The organism is Neobacillus endophyticus (genome assembly GCF_013248975.1).
Classification (GTDB): domain Bacteria; phylum Bacillota; class Bacilli; order Bacillales; family Cytobacillaceae; genus Neobacillus; species Neobacillus endophyticus.
In genome coordinates this window covers 3,208,232-3,223,315 of record NZ_JABRWH010000001.1, presented here as the reverse complement: position 1 = coordinate 3,223,315, position 15,084 = coordinate 3,208,232, and the positions used below count along the sequence as shown (strand labels likewise).

Sequence of the window (15,084 nt, the reverse complement as noted above, 5' to 3'; positions counted from 1 at the left end):
TTCATCACCTTCTTATTTCCTCTATGATGCCATCTTTCACGATAATAACAGGCTGTGTCTTGACGTCATTCCAAGTATCTCCAATTTTAATATCGACCAATGCCTGAACTTCGTCTTCTTTTAATTCGCTTCCTATTGGAAGTATTTGCAGTTGCTCCATTTGAAAGTCAAGAATTTTCACTTTATCACGGCGCGAGCTGATTTCTTTTTCAAATTGCGTTTTTAATGAAGCCTGTGAAAAGTTTTTCGTATTTTCAAGCCTTTTTAATTCAAAATGGAGCTGATCACATTCCTTTTGCAATTGAAGCTTGCGTGAATAATATGTATCAAAAAGCTTCTTTTTACTTTTTTCCGTTAAAATTTGTTTCACCACAACGGTTTGAAGAATTTGCACTGCAATGCCTCCTCCATAAAGTGACTTAAAAGAAGTTAGCAAAAAAGGAGGGTATGTTTCATCCCTCCTTTTCATCTCGATGCAAAAAGCTATTCACCAATCTCAAGAAAAATTTTCTTATTCTGTGATGATCCTGCTGCATATACAACAGTTCTAATGGCCTTCGCAACACGCCCCTGCTTCCCGATTACTTTTCCCATATCGGTTTTATTAACGTAGAGGTGGCAGGTGATTTTTGAATCATCTTCTACCGTCTCTATGCGTACATCCTCGGGAAAATCAACAAGAGGCTTAACAATCGTTTCGATTAAATCTTTCATTTCTGCCCAATCAATTACTTGCTTAATTTAGCGTTATGGAATTTTTCCATAATGCCTTGTGCAGAGAACAGGTTACGTACTGTATCAGATGGTTTCGCACCATTTTGTAACCATTTAAGAGCTAAGTCTTCGTTGATGTCAACTAAAGCAGGCTCAGCAACTGGGTTGTATGTGCCAACCGTTTCAATGAAACGTCCATCACGTGGTGAACGAGAATCTGCTACTACAATACGATAGAAAGGAGTTTTCTTAGCTCCCATACGTTTTAAACGAATTTTTACTGCCATTTTAAATAAGCACCTCCGAATAGTTTCACACAAGATAGTATAATATCAATTCTTTATTTATTTGTAAAGTGTTTTTTCTTTACATATAATTATTACCATTTTTTACACATTAAAACGGGTTAAATGGAAATTTAAATCCGCCTTTTTTCTTGGCCTTTTGCTGCATACCTGTCATTTGCTTCATCATTTTTTTCATGTCTTCAAACTGCTTAAGCAAACGGTTAACCTCTGGTACAGTTCGGCCGCTTCCTTTGGCAATCCGCCGTTTACGGCTGGAATTCAATGTTTCAGGATGCAGCTTTTCTTCCTTCGTCATCGACCTGATGATCGCTTCTACATGGGCGATTTGTTTATCATCAATTTGAAGATTATTTAGACCCTTCATTTTGTTAGCGCCAGGAAGCATTTTTAACAGTTCGTCAAGCGGTCCTAATTTACGCACCTGTCCCAGCTGTTCTAAAAAATCATCAAGGGTAAACGATGCTGTCCGCATTTTCTGTTCTAATTCTTTAGCTTTTTCTTCATCAACATTTGCCTGTGCTTTTTCGATAAGTGTCAGCACATCACCCATGCCAAGAATCCTTGAAGACATCCGTTCTGGATGGAAAGGTTCGATGGCATCCATTTTTTCTCCCAAACCAACGAATTTAATCGGGGTTTGAGTTACAGCACGGATGGAGAGTGCTGCACCGCCTCGTGTATCACCATCCAGCTTTGTTAATACAACACCTGTTAAGCCGAGGGTCTCATTAAAGCTTTGAGCTACATTCACGGCATCCTGACCAGTCATCGCATCAACGACAAGAAATATTTCATCAGGTTTTGTTAATTCTTTGATGTCTTTCAGCTCGTTCATCAATGCTTCATCTACATGAAGACGGCCGGCTGTATCAATCAGGACATAGTCATGATGCTCTTCTTTTGCTTTTTCAATCGCCTGTTTGGCAATTTCTACAGGACTTATTTGATCACCAAGAGAAAATACTGGCATATTCAGCTGTTTTCCAAGTGTCTCCAGCTGCTTAATTGCTGCTGGACGATAAATATCTGCAGCCACTAGCAGCGGTTTACGATTGTACTTCTTTCGAAGCAAATTTGCCAATTTACCAGTCGTCGTCGTTTTACCTGCCCCTTGTAGACCAACCATCATAATAACTGTCGGCGGTCGGTTGGAAACAACGATTTTGCTTTGCTCCCCTCCCATTAGGGCAGTCAGCTCTTCGTTAACGATTTTTATAATTTGCTGACCTGGTGTTAAACTCTTTAAAACTTCTTGTCCTACAGCACGTTCACTTACTTTTTTAACAAAATCTTTGACAACTTTGAAATTAACGTCCGCTTCCAATAATGCAAGACGAACTTCCCTCATCATTTCCTTAACATCTGATTCTGAGACTTTTCCTTTGCCTCGGATTTTCTGGATCGTACTTTGCAGTCGGTCGGCTAATCCTTCAAACGCCATTCTGCCGCCTCCTAATCTAAGTTTTCAAGCTTGGCAACTGTTTCTATCATTGCCTGTGTCGATGGATGTTCCTGACTAATCAATTCTTTCAGTTGATTGAGAAGCTTAGTCCGGTCTTGAAATTTTTGAAATAATAGCAGCTTGTCTTCATACTCCTCAAGCATGGCTTCTGTCCGTTTTATATTATCGTATACGGCCTGTCTGCTGATGTCATATTCTTCGGCAATTTCTCCAAGTGAGTAGTCATCCAAATAATAGAGAGACATATAGCTTTGCTGCTTCGGTGTTAACAGCGATTGATAAAAATCATATAGATAATTCATTCGTGTTGTTTTTTCGAGCATGACTATCCCCTCCCTTGTAAAGTGAAAAGCCTTTACAAAGTAGTTTACACACCTGCACATTCTCTGTCAAGTTTAATTCTTTACATGCATTATTCAGCTTTTTCTATTTGCTCAGCAAATAATCCATACACATATTTTTCTGCGTCAAATTCTTGCAGGTCGTCCATCTTTTCGCCGAGTCCGACAAATTTAACAGGGATTTTCAATTCATTTCGAATGGCAAGTACTATGCCGCCTTTTGCGGTGCCATCTAATTTGGAAAGGACGATTCCACTGACATTCGTTGCTTCTTTAAAGGTTTTTGCCTGGATCAGCGCATTTTGGCCGGTGGTTGCATCCAATACAAGAAGAACCTCATGTGGCGCACCCGGAATTTCCCGTTCAATCACACGCTTTACTTTTTCAAGTTCTTTCATGAGGTTAACCTTGTTTTGCAGTCTGCCTGCTGTATCACATATTAATATATCCGCATTGCGTGATTTTGCAGCCTGAATGGCATCATACATGACAGCAGCCGGGTCAGAGCCTTCCCCTTGCTTGATTGTTTCAACTCCGACACGATCGCCCCATACCTCAAGCTGCTCTATGGCACCTGCACGGAAAGTATCTCCTGCTGCCAGCAGCACTTTTTTGCCCTCCGTTTTGAATTTATAGGCAAGCTTGCCAATCGTCGTAGTTTTGCCTACTCCATTTACGCCAACAAATAATATAACGGTTAATCCATTTTGCTGTATATTAAGACCAGAATTCTGATCTTCCCCATTATTGTAAATATCCACCAGTTTTTCGGATATAACACTTTGAACTTCCAAAGGGTCCTGAATGTTGCGCCGTTTGACTTCCATCTTCAGCTCATCAATCAGCTCCATAACGGTTTCAAAGCCAACATCTGCCTGGATTAAAATTTCCTCCAATTCTTCGAAGAAATCCTCATCCACTTTTCTGTATCTTGCTATTAAATCATTGACTTTACCAGAAAAGTTGTCCCTCGTTTTGGTTAGGCCTTCCTTAAACTTTTCTGTTACATTATCGGTCGATTTTGTAATTTTCTCTTTTAATTTTTTAAAAAAGCTCATTTTCTTCACTTCCCATATATTAAGATTCTACCAATTCCTTCGTTTCCTCCAGCCGGACCGACACGAGTTTGGAAACACCTGATTCCTGCATTGTTACACCGTAGAGGACATCTGCTCCTTCCATGGTTCCTTTGCGATGTGTTATCACGATAAACTGAGTTTCCTGGCTGTATCGTTTTAAATATTGGCTAAAGCGATGAACATTTGCTTCATCAAGGGCCGCTTCCACTTCATCAAGAATACAAAATGGAACAGGCCGGACTTTCAAAATAGAAAATAACAGGGCAATTGCTGTTAAAGCACGTTCTCCCCCTGATAACAGCCCCAGATTCTGGAGTTTTTTCCCAGGCGGCTGTGCGACAATTTCGACCCCTGTATTTAAAATATCCTCAGGATTGGTTAAGATAAGATCCGCTCTTCCTCCGCCAAATAGCGCGCGGAAAACCGGCTCGAAATGCTGCCTGATCCCTTGGAACGTCTGATCGAAGCGCCGTTTCATTTCTTCATCCATCTCTTCAATCACTTTGAATAGTGTATCCTTTGCTTCTTGAAGATCTGTCTTTTGTTCTGCCAAAAATTCATAGCGCTCGGAAACCCGTTCATACTCTTCAATCGCACCGATATTGACATTGCCAAGCTCTTCAATGGCCAGTTTAATTAACTTGACTTTTTTCCGTGCTTCATCAGCTGGAACGATTAATGGATATTGTTCTTTTGCTCCTTCAAAGGTTAATAAGTACTCTTCACGAAGGTGCGCAAGACGATTTTCCAACTCGACGTCATGTCTGTTTAACTTTACTTCCTCATCCTTCAAAACGATGATTAATCCTTTATGAAGACGCTTCAGTTCTTTTGCTTCCAGCTCCAAATCTTCAAGCGAATTTTTTAGAGCCAGACGTTCCTGCCTTCTTAAAGTAATTAATTCAATGGTTGCTTCTTTATCTTGTTGTTTCCTTTTTGAGGCCTCTTCCAACTGAGCCTCCCCAGTTTGACTATTGGTCATTTCAGACGTCAGAAATTGCAGGTCCTCTGTTACAATATCAAGCTTCTGTTGACTTTCTTCCAGTTCTTGCTTAGTAAGAGCAAAACGTTCTTTCATATGCAAATATTGTTCATTCTTAGAGGCAAATTCAACTTTTAAGTCATTAATTTCACTTATTAGTGTTTCTTTTGAAGTTAAATCCTTTGTCTTCTGTTCTGTTAAAGTGTTAATTTGACCATCGAGCTCCGCGATCTTGAGCTGATAAGTTTCAAGTGATTTAGAGATTTCCTCTAACCGTTTTCTTTGTGTTTCTTGCTCGCTGCCTATTTGCTCTTTTTCTAAATCATAAATGGTTAATCGATCATTTATGTTTTTTTCCTCCAGCTCTGCTTCGCGTAAATCTCCCTTACTCGTTTGTTCAGAAAGTCTTAGGTTCTCACCATCCATGCGCAGTTCTTCGAGCTGTGTCTCAGACATTTGGACTTCATTTTTTAGCGCCTTAACAACGGATTCTAGCTCCGTTGTCTTCTTCTCCATAATGACCAGCTTGCCTTTTAAATCTTCGAGCTCAGCTTTTCTTGATAACAATGAAGATGTCTTTTGTTTTACAGCACCTCCAGTCATTGAACCGCCTGGATTTACAATATCTCCGTCAAGCGTAACAACCCGTACGCGATATTGGAGAATTTTCGCTAATTCATTTGCGCCTTTTAAGTCTTTGGCAACAACCACATTGCCTAATAAATTGTTCATTACTTCAGCAAATTTAGCATCAAACTGCACAAGACTTACTGCAGTCCCAATCATCGCCGGATGCTGCCCAACAAGGGAAAGCTGGGCAGATGTTAACGGACGCCCCTTGATGATATTCAAAGGTAAAAAAGTAGCTCTTCCATATCCATGCTGTTTTAAATACTGAATCGCTGCGCGCCCATTCTCTTCTGTCTCAACAACAATATGTTGCAATGCGCCGCCTAAGGCCGTTTCAAGGGCAATTTCATACTCCTTTGGAACTGTTACCAGTTCCGCCACAGCCCCTTCTATTCCCTTCAAGTTTTTCCCGCGTGCCTTTAATACTTCCTTGACGCCTTGGAAAAATCCTGAATAATCGTCTTCCATCTCTTCAAGCATTTCTTTCTTAGACTTTGCTTGCTGAAGAAGCTGATAGGCTTGATATAAAGTACTTTCTTGTTTTTGATAGTTATTCTTTAACGTTTCCAACTTTCTCTGCTGTTCCCTGAAAGAAACAACCTGATCTTCTAGTCGCTTTTGTACACCAAATAGAACTTCCTGAATTTCAGCTTTTTTAGTTAATGCCTTTTGTCTTTCTTGCAGGAATTTCTCGTTCTCTTCATCAAGACGAATACTCTTTCTTGATTGTTGATTGAGCTGCTCTTCCAAATGTTTAAATTCGTTTTTGGCACCAGCCTGTTCGTTTAAGAGTTCAATATATTCCCCTTTTAAAGCTTCTATTTTTTCATCCATATTTTCTGAGAAAATTTCTAGTTTCTCTTGTTTTTCCTTCAGAAGCTTTTTTAAAGTTTGAACTTGTCCCTCTAGAAGATTGTTCGATTCCATTTGAGCATCAAGATTTGTTTGCAATTGATGAATTCGTTCTGTTAATTCCTCAATCGAATGATGGAGCTGTTCTTTATTTTGGGATGCGTTTTTTTTCCGTTCCTTTAGTACTTCTTTACGCCCCTCTAACTTTTCTAGCTCTTCACTTGCTCTTAACAAGACATTTTGCAGGTCTGTAATGGAATCATCAAGTGCCGTTGCCTGGTCCCTTGTTTCAACAATCTTTGCCTCTTTCACCTGAAGTTCGGAAGATAACTTAAGCTCCTGCTGCTGATGTTCTTCCAACTGCTTGGAAAGGATTTCCCACTTTTGATTTAATTCTTCAATTTCAAAAACAGTTAAAGCCACTTCAAATTTCTCAAGCTCTTCTTTTTTTTCTAAAAAGTCCTTGGCCATTGATGCTTGTATTTTCAGCGGTTCAACCTGGCTTTCCAACACATGTAGAATATCGTTTACCCTGTTCAAATTATCCTGGGTCTCCGTCAATTTAATTTCTGCTTTTTTCTTTCTGTTTTTATATTTTAAAACCCCTGCAGCTTCTTCAAAAATCGTCCGGCGGTCTTCTGCCTTGCTATTTAAAATTTCTTCCACTTTCCCTTGACTGATAATGGAAAAAGCTTCTCTTCCAAGGCCAGAATCCATGAATAAATCAATGATATCTTTGAGCCTGCATGGCTGCTTATTGATAAAATAATCACTTTCACCCGAGCGGGAGACCCGTCTAGTTACACTTACTTCATTATAATCAATTGCCAGCCCTTGATCCTGGTTATCTAAAGTCAAGGTCACTTCAGCATAATTAAGAGCTTTCCTTGACTCGCTTCCCGCAAAAATAATGTCCTCCATTTTACTTCCACGGAGGGATTTTGCTGATTGTTCACCCAGCACCCAGCGGATGGCATCTGTAATATTACTTTTGCCGCTGCCATTTGGACCAACCACAGCTGTTATTCCGGGGACAAAATCCACACCAATACGCTCAGCAAAAGATTTAAAACCAATGATGTCCAACCGTTTTAAAAACATTACTAATTTCCTCCCTAAATGCCCGGGATTTCTCCTCTAAAACATTTTTGTCATTTCTAAGTTGCTTTTGCTTTTAGTATATCTAATGCCATTTGGGCAGCATGCTGTTCGGCTTCTTTCTTCGACCTTCCAGTGCCAATCCCCAATTCTTCTCCATTTAGTGTTACTTTAGAAACAAACTCTTTATTATGTGCTGGACCTTTCTCCTGAAGCACACGATATTCGATCACACCTGTTCCATCTCTTTGAACAAGTTCCTGTAATTGACTCTTAAAATCCATCACATGAGAAAAAGCACCGGCATTTATTTTCGGAAAGACTACCTTTTCAAGGAATGAGATAACCATTTCCAAGCCCTGATCCAAGTATAATGCGCCAATAAACGCTTCAAAGACGTCGGCCAATAAGGCAGGGCGCTCCCTGCCCCCTGTCATTTCTTCCCCTTTGCCTAATAAAATTAACTTGCCAAATCCGAGTTCGTTTGCAAACGAAACGAGTGATGGCTCGCAAACAATGGCAGCCCGCAATTTGGTCAGTTCCCCTTCCGTCATCGTTGGGTATTTTTTAAAAAGGAATTGTGAAACAGTCAGTTCCAGGACGGCGTCACCTAAGAACTCCAGCCGTTCATTATCTTCAAATGGCCTTCTCCGATGCTCATTCACATAGGATGAATGGGTAAAAGCTTGTTTTAATAATTTTTCATTTTCAAAAGAGACTCCCATTGCATTTTGTAAGTCTCTAAATTGATGTTCTTTTGTGCGTTTATTTACTTCATTTTCTTTATCATTTCTGCGCACGATTGTTCTCCACCTTGCATGTAAATTAAACCCCTTGTTAATGTTAGTTTAAGGAAAATAGGATGAAAACGCAAAGAAACTTGGCAGCAAAATGAAACTGCCAAGTTCTATTCTACAGAATAAAGCCCCGTTTGAAAACGGAGCTTTATGAATTAATCCAACGAGATTACTTTTGGCTATTTATGTAGTTTACAGCGTCACCAACTGTGCTGATTTTTTCAGCATCATCGTCGGAAATCTCCATATCGAACTCATCTTCTAATTCCATTACTAGTTCAACTACGTCAAGGGAATCAGCGCCAAGATCATCTTTAAATGAAGCTTCAAGTGTAACTTGAGATTCATCCACTCCTAAACGATCAACAATGATCTTTGTAACACGTTCTAATACTTCTGCCATGCTTGTTCACCTCCCCTCAAGCTATTATAGTGTATTTTAATAAAATAATACACCATGAATTTAAAAATTACATTACCATTCCTCCATCGATGTGCAGGGTTTGTCCTGTCATATAGGCTGCATCATCTGATGCAAGGAATGCAGTGACTTTCGCAATATCTTTAGGTTCCCCAAATCGAGCTAATGGAATTTGTTTTAACATTTCTGTTTTTACTTCTTCTGGCAGTTTATCGGTCATATCAGTGGTTATAAATCCTGGAGCAATGGCATTCACTGTAATATTCCGGCTGGCAAGTTCTCTTGCCGTTGTTTTTGTCAAACCAATGACACCTGCTTTTGCCGCTACATAGTTCGCTTGACCAGGATTTCCGCTGACCCCGACAATGGAGGCAATGTTAATTATCCGGCCATGGCGCTGCTTCATCATTTGTCTTGTTACTGCTTTTGTACAAAGGAAGACACCTTTTAAATTAATGCTAATGACATCATCCCATTCTTCTTCCTTCATTCTCATTAAAAGGTTATCTTTTGTTATACCGGCATTATTCACAAGAATATCAAATTTTCCAAAACGATCAATCACAGTTTTAATCATGTCAGCTACTTCAGCTGAATTGGATACATCACATTTAATAGCAAATGCTTCCTTACCAAGGGCCTTAATTTCATCTACTACTTCATTCGCTTTTGCTTCACTCCCAGAAAAGTTAACGGCCACATTTGCACCCTGTCTCGCCAATTCAAGCGCAATCTCTCTTCCAATGCCTCGTGAAGCTCCTGTAACAAGCGCTGCCTTCCCTGCTAAAATCATTGTTTTTCCTCCTTTAGCTCGTCAATAACAGCAAGTGCACTTTCCTCATCCGATACGGAATACGTCTTAACTGTTTTATCAATTTTTTTAATCAATCCAGAAAGAACTTTTCCAGGTCCAATCTCAATAAAGGTGTCAACACCTAAAGCAATCATTTTTTGAACGGAATCCTCCCAGAGCACTGGAGAATATAATTGTTCAATCAATTTATCCTTAATGACGGCAGCTGAATCTACCGGTTCTGCCGAAACATTTACAACGACAGGAGTACTAGCATCTTTCATGGAGGTTTCATCCAATACTTCACGTAAACGTTCAGCAGCAGGCTGCATCAGCGGCGAATGGAACGGCCCACTCACTTCTAATGGCAGAACTCGCTTTGCTCCGGCTTCTTTGGCTTTAGCCCCTGCCAATTCAACACCCTTCTGGGATCCGGATATAACAATTTGCCCTGGGCAATTCAAATTGGCTAACGATACAGGAAACCCAGATTCCGTTACTTCCGCTGTTACAGCAGCAAGTTTTTCACGGTCAAGCCCTAAAACGGCAGCCATCGTGCCTTCACCATTCGGAACAGCATTCTCCATGAATTCTCCCCGTTTTCTTACTGCATACACTCCTTCTTCAAAAGTAAGAGCCCCTGCAGCCACAAGTGCTGTATATTCGCCAAGACTATGACCAGCAGTAAAATCCGCTTTAATTCCAGAACGTTTAAAAAATTCAAGTATTGCTATACTCGTTGTTAATAAGGCAGGCTGAGTATTGACTGTCAATGTCAATTCTTCCTTGGGACCTTCAAAAATCAGTTGACTTAAAGAGTCGTTTAGCGTTTCATCTGCCTTTTTAAAATACGACATTACCTCAGGGTACTTATCTGCAAGGTCTTTTCCCATTCCGACTGTTTGTGAGCCCTGACCAGGAAATACAAAAGCTATTTTACTCATTCCAGTACTCCCCTTTACTGTTCAATTTTAATTGGATTCGTTTCTTCGATCGTTTTCTTAATCAAGCCTACTACATCATTTGTTACCATTTCCCTTGTTTGTCTGATGGCACTAAAGATGGCTTGAGCATTGGAAGATCCATGTGCTTTAATGACAGGTGCTTTAAGTCCAAAAAGGGCGGCACCGCCATATTCAGAATAATCCATTGTATTTCTCAACTGTTTTAAATTCGGTTTTAACACAGCTGCAGCCAATTTGCTTGTAAAACTGCCCATTAATGCTGTTTTTAACATTTTAAACATCGAAAGAGCAGTACCCTCAAGTGTTTTCAAAACCATGTTTCCTGTAAACCCATCGGTCACCACAACATCTGCTACACCTTCGAGCAGGTCGCGTGCTTCCACATTCCCGATAAAATTCAAATCAGTATTTTTTAGTAAATCAAAAGCATATTTTGTAAGTTCATTTCCCTTTTTTTCTTCCGTTCCAATATTCAATAAACCAACTCTTGGTTTGGCAATACCTCTTACTTTTTCACTATAAATCGATCCCATGATGGCGTAGTCCCGAAGATGTTCCGCTTTGGCATCAACATTTGCTCCAGCATCCAGTAACAGAAAGCCTTCGCCTCCAATTGTTGGGAGTGTCGGCGCTAAAGCAGGACGTTCAATTCCTTCAATTCTACCGACTACAAATAGACCTGAGGCCATTAAAGCCCCTGTATTCCCTGCAGAAAGACAAGCATCAGCTGATCCATCTGCAGCCTGCTTTGCAGCTAGTACCATGGAAGCTGTTTTTTTTCGGCGGACAGCTCTAACCGGTTCATCTGTACCTAGAATAACCTCTGTTGTATGTAAAATGGATATACGTTCATGGGCTGTTAAGGTTTGTTTTATTTTGTTTTCGTCACCAACGAGTATGATATGTAAATCAGGAAATTCCCGAACAGCCTTCATTGCACCTAAGACAATTTCTTTTGGTGCATGGTCTCCGCCCATTGCATCAATTGCTAGTTTCATTTTTCTCATCCTTTAAAGATTTTTTGACCGGTACATTTCAAATTCTCCGGTAAAAACCAGTTCATTATTCACAAAACTAGATACTTCCACAAAAGTTCTGCCAGTAAGATCATCAATTTTCAATACTTTCGCTTTTGCAATTACCCGTTCATGCAATCTAACCGATCTTTTAAATTGAATGTTTGCCTTAGCCGTTAATGCAAGTTCATCTTTAATGACCGCAACTGCAAGAGAGTTTGCCTGTGCAAATACATGATGTCCACGGGCTATTTGGTTGCGCTTGAATACATGTTCTTCCTTTACATCAAAAATGGAAATTGCACTTTGGTCTAATTCTATATCAATAATTTCCCCTATTATTTCTTCAATCGGGAGCGATCGGACTTCATCTTCGAATCTTTTTTCGGCAACTGTTTTAATTCGTTCCCGTAACTCTGGAATAGAAAGTTCCAAGCGATCCAGACGAATGGTTTGCACACTTACTTGAAATTTTTCAGCCAGTTCTTCATCAGTTATAAAAGGATTTTCTTTAATAGTCTCTGTTAACAATTTTTGCCGTTCTTTCTTGCTTCTTCTCATTTCTTTACACCGTCCGAGCTCTTATGACTAGGTACTAAGAGTAGTATATAAGTTAAAAAAGCAGAATGCAAGGATAAGATTTTATCCTGCAGCCTGCTTTTTCATCAATCGAGCTTTTCACCGGTTAATACACCTGATTCCTCCAGGCAGCTTCGCAAGTATCGATAATCAGGAGCATTCCAAAACTCTTCGGATTGAATCAATATTGAAGCATCATTTCTTGCCGTTTCCAAGGCGCGGTAATCATGTACCATATCCGCCACTTTAAATTCGGGTAGCCCACTTTGTTTTCTGCCAAAGAAATCACCTGGTCCCCTCAGCTCTAAATCCTTTTCACTTAAAACAAATCCGTCATTCGTTTCTGTCATGATTTTCATTCGTTCTTGGCCAACCTCCGATTTAGGATTGGCCAATAATACACAATAGGACTGATCACTGCCGCGCCCCACCCGCCCGCGAAGCTGATGTAGCTGTGATAGTCCAAAGCGTTCCGCATCATAGATGACCATCATCGTTGCATTTGGGACATTCACTCCAACTTCAACTACGGTCGTTGAGACGAGTATTTGTACCTCATTGGCACTAAACGCCTTCATCACGGCATCCTTTTCATCCGAGCTCAGACGCCCATGCATAAGGCCAGCCTTATATCGCCCCTGATAATAATGGGTTAATGCTGTGTGAACATCAATCGCATTTTGGACATCCAGCTTTTCCGACTCCTCTATTAATGGACAAATAACATATGCCTGGTGGCCTTTGGCCAGTTCTTTCTCTACAAAGGCAAGAACACGCTCCAGCATTTCTGGTTTTGCCCAGTATGTTTCAATTGTTTTTCTTCCTGCAGGCATTTCATCAATAATGGATACATCCATTTCTCCAAAAACAGTAATCGCCAATGTCCGCGGAATCGGAGTAGCTGTCATAAATAATACGTCCGGATTTTCTCCTTTTTCCCGTAAAATCTTGCGCTGTTCCACCCCGAAGCGATGCTGTTCATCGGTAATCACAAGCCCAAGTTTTTTAAAGGTAACCTCATCCTGAATTAAAGCATGTGTCCCGATTAGGATCTCCACATTTCCTGCAGCAAGTTCTTGAAGAATTTCTTTGCGTCGTTTCCCTTTTACCGAACTAGTTAACAATTCACATTTAACAGCAAATGGCTCTAATAACCTTTTTAAAGATTCTGCATGCTGTTCTGCCAAAATTTCAGTTGGAACCATTAATGCCCCTTGAAAACCAGCAGTCACGGATGAATATAAGGCTATGGCTGCAACCACTGTTTTCCCTGAACCAACATCCCCTTGAAGCAGGCGATTCATACGAAATGGAGATCTCATATCTTTTAAAATTTCGTTAACGACTCGTTTTTGGGCATTTGTCAATGGAAAGGGAAGGGATTCAATAAAAGGCTCTAATTTACTCATATCGTAGTTTTGATTTATACCTGGTGAATGTTCCCGTTCGAACTTTCTAAGCCCTTGCATTTTCAACTGAAACAACAAAAATTCCTCATAAACAAAACGGCGTCTTGCCTGTTTTACATCTTCCTGATTTCTTGGAAAATGCATAGCTTTTACAGCATCCTGCCTACCCAGTAATCGGTATTTAGTTAAGAAATAGTCTGGAAGAATTTCATGGATATAGCTTCCATACTGTTGAAATGCCAAGGAAATAAACTTCCGCATGCCCTTTGTCGTTAATTTTCCTTTTAAAGAGTAAACTGGTTCAAAATCATTTTGCTTCGTATTGGGACCCATTTGGGCTTCATTGGCTGAGATCGTCTGCCTGTGAGCATCCCATTTTCCTGTTACTGTTATCGTTTCGTTCATGACTATTTTATTTTTTAAATATGGCTGGTTAAAAAATACGGCCTTTATTAGATACGACCCGACTAAAATCCTGACGGTCAGCTTTGATTTCTTTCGGCCATAATAGACAAGAGAAGGCTCACTATGAACCTTCCCTTCTACAGTTACTTTCTCATCATGCTGTACCTCAGTCAGGTCCCGAAGGCGATAATCCTCGTAACGATAAGGAAAATACTCTAACAAATCATGAAGCGTTACTATTTTCATTTCCGCTAACAATTCTGCCGTTTCATCGCCAATTCCTTTTAAAATGGTTACTGATTCGTTAAGATATGAATTCACTTTTCTTTAAGCGGCATCCCGAAAATTTTGGCCTCAAGCGCACGGCCTGTTGGAGTTGCCGCCAAACCTCCCTGTGCTGTTTCTTTTAATGATTTAGGCATCGATTGTCCGATTTTGAACATCGCATCTATCACTTCATCACACGGGATCCTGCTCTTAATCCCTGCGAGTGCCATATCAGCTGCAACCATGGCATTTGCTGCTCCCATGGCATTGCGCTTGACACAAGGTACTTCAACCAAGCCTGCAACAGGGTCACATACGAGCCCAAGCATATTTTTTAACGTAATGGCCATGGCTTCGGCACATTGTTCAGGCGTTCCCCCTGCCATTTCAACAATAGCTGCAGCAGCCATTCCAGCAGCTGAGCCAACCTCTGCCTGGCACCCGCCTGCAGCTCCGGAAATGGATGCATTATTGGCAACAACAAAACCAAATGCCCCTGCTGTGAAGAGAAATGCAATCATTTGCTCTCTTGTAGGATGAAGCTTTTTCTTTACGGCAAATAAAGTACCGGGAACAACTCCGGCAGATCCTGCCGTTGGAGTTGCACAAATCGTTCCCATAGCCGCATTCACTTCATTTGTTGCAACCGCTTTACTTACTGCATCCAAAATGATTTCACCTGAAAGAAAATTGCCTTTTTCGATATATTTTTGCATTAAAACGGCATCACCGCCAGTTAAACCCGAGTGTGATGTAACTCCTTTAATCCCGCGTTCCACCGCTTCTTCCATCACAGTCAGATTCCGATCCATTTGGCTAAGAATTTCTTCTCTTGAACGTCCAGTAACTGTTACTTCCTGCTCAATCATAATTTCGGATATTTTTTTATTTTGATTTACTGCCATGTCCAATAATTCTGCAACATTGCGAAACACCATTGACCACCTCTTTGTTGTACGTTTCTTA

Annotated in this window: 15 protein-coding genes; all 15 read right to left on the bottom strand. The window is 40.4% G+C overall.

From position 1 onward, the window contains the following. Positions 1-4: 4 nt before the first annotated feature. On the bottom strand, positions 5-394 hold the full coding sequence (locus HPT25_RS15935) for a YlqD family protein (protein ID WP_173066138.1): 390 nt from the start codon (positions 392-394) through the stop codon (positions 5-7). Positions 395-483: 89 nt separating this feature from the next. Beyond that, positions 484-714: a KH domain-containing protein gene (locus tag HPT25_RS15930; protein ID WP_173066135.1), complete on the bottom strand. Its 231-nt coding sequence runs from the start codon at positions 712-714 to the stop codon at positions 484-486. Between the two features lie 14 nt (positions 715-728). After that, positions 729-1,001 carry a 30S ribosomal protein S16 gene (rpsP, locus tag HPT25_RS15925; protein ID WP_173066132.1) on the bottom strand — a complete coding sequence of 91 codons (273 nt, stop codon included), beginning with the start codon at positions 999-1,001 and terminating at the stop codon, positions 729-731. 109 nt (positions 1,002-1,110) lie between these two features. Beyond that, positions 1,111-2,463 carry a signal recognition particle protein gene (gene ffh, locus HPT25_RS15920; RefSeq protein ID WP_173066128.1) on the bottom strand — a complete coding sequence of 451 codons (1,353 nt, stop codon included), beginning with the start codon at positions 2,461-2,463 and terminating at the stop codon, positions 1,111-1,113. Positions 2,464-2,474: 11 nt separating this feature from the next. Beyond that, a complete protein-coding gene (locus HPT25_RS15915; RefSeq protein WP_173066125.1) occupies positions 2,475-2,807 on the bottom strand; it encodes a putative DNA-binding protein in 333 nt (110 codons plus the stop codon). Positions 2,808-2,896: 89 nt separating this feature from the next. After that, positions 2,897-3,883: a signal recognition particle-docking protein FtsY gene (gene ftsY / locus HPT25_RS15910; RefSeq protein WP_173066123.1), complete on the bottom strand. Its 987-nt coding sequence runs from the start codon at positions 3,881-3,883 to the stop codon at positions 2,897-2,899. Positions 3,884-3,902: 19 nt separating this feature from the next. Further along, positions 3,903-7,469 carry a chromosome segregation protein SMC gene (gene smc / locus HPT25_RS15905; protein WP_173066120.1) on the bottom strand — a complete coding sequence of 1,189 codons (3,567 nt, stop codon included), beginning with the start codon at positions 7,467-7,469 and terminating at the stop codon, positions 3,903-3,905. A gap of 56 nt (positions 7,470-7,525) precedes the next feature. Continuing rightward, positions 7,526-8,266, bottom strand: coding sequence for a ribonuclease III (gene rnc, locus HPT25_RS15900; RefSeq protein ID WP_173066117.1), 741 nt, complete (start codon positions 8,264-8,266; stop codon positions 7,526-7,528). A gap of 166 nt (positions 8,267-8,432) precedes the next feature. Continuing rightward, positions 8,433-8,666 carry an acyl carrier protein gene (locus tag HPT25_RS15895; protein ID WP_173066115.1) on the bottom strand — a complete coding sequence of 78 codons (234 nt, stop codon included), beginning with the start codon at positions 8,664-8,666 and terminating at the stop codon, positions 8,433-8,435. Positions 8,667-8,733: 67 nt separating this feature from the next. Then, positions 8,734-9,477: a 3-oxoacyl-[acyl-carrier-protein] reductase gene (gene fabG / locus HPT25_RS15890; RefSeq protein ID WP_217269726.1), complete on the bottom strand. Its 744-nt coding sequence runs from the start codon at positions 9,475-9,477 to the stop codon at positions 8,734-8,736. Further along, positions 9,474-10,421, bottom strand: coding sequence for an ACP S-malonyltransferase (fabD, locus tag HPT25_RS15885; protein ID WP_173066112.1), 948 nt, complete (start codon positions 10,419-10,421; stop codon positions 9,474-9,476). The genes fabG and fabD overlap by 4 nt, the downstream gene beginning before the upstream one ends. Before the next feature lie 14 nt (positions 10,422-10,435). Beyond that, complete coding sequence (gene plsX, locus HPT25_RS15880) at positions 10,436-11,440, bottom strand: phosphate acyltransferase PlsX (protein ID WP_173066110.1); 1,005 nt, start codon at positions 11,438-11,440, stop codon at positions 10,436-10,438. 12 nt (positions 11,441-11,452) lie between these two features. Further along, positions 11,453-12,019: a transcription factor FapR gene (gene fapR, locus HPT25_RS15875; protein ID WP_173066107.1), complete on the bottom strand. Its 567-nt coding sequence runs from the start codon at positions 12,017-12,019 to the stop codon at positions 11,453-11,455. Positions 12,020-12,123: 104 nt separating this feature from the next. Beyond that, the gene (recG, locus tag HPT25_RS15870; protein WP_173066105.1) at positions 12,124-14,172 is read right to left on the bottom strand and encodes an ATP-dependent DNA helicase RecG; all 2,049 of its coding nucleotides are present in this window, start codon (positions 14,170-14,172) and stop codon (positions 12,124-12,126) included. Then, the gene (gene sdaAA, locus HPT25_RS15865; protein WP_173071190.1) at positions 14,169-15,053 is read right to left on the bottom strand and encodes an L-serine ammonia-lyase, iron-sulfur-dependent, subunit alpha; all 885 of its coding nucleotides are present in this window, start codon (positions 15,051-15,053) and stop codon (positions 14,169-14,171) included. Before sdaAA ends, recG begins: the two co-directional genes overlap by 4 nt. Positions 15,054-15,084: the final 31 nt, after the last annotated feature.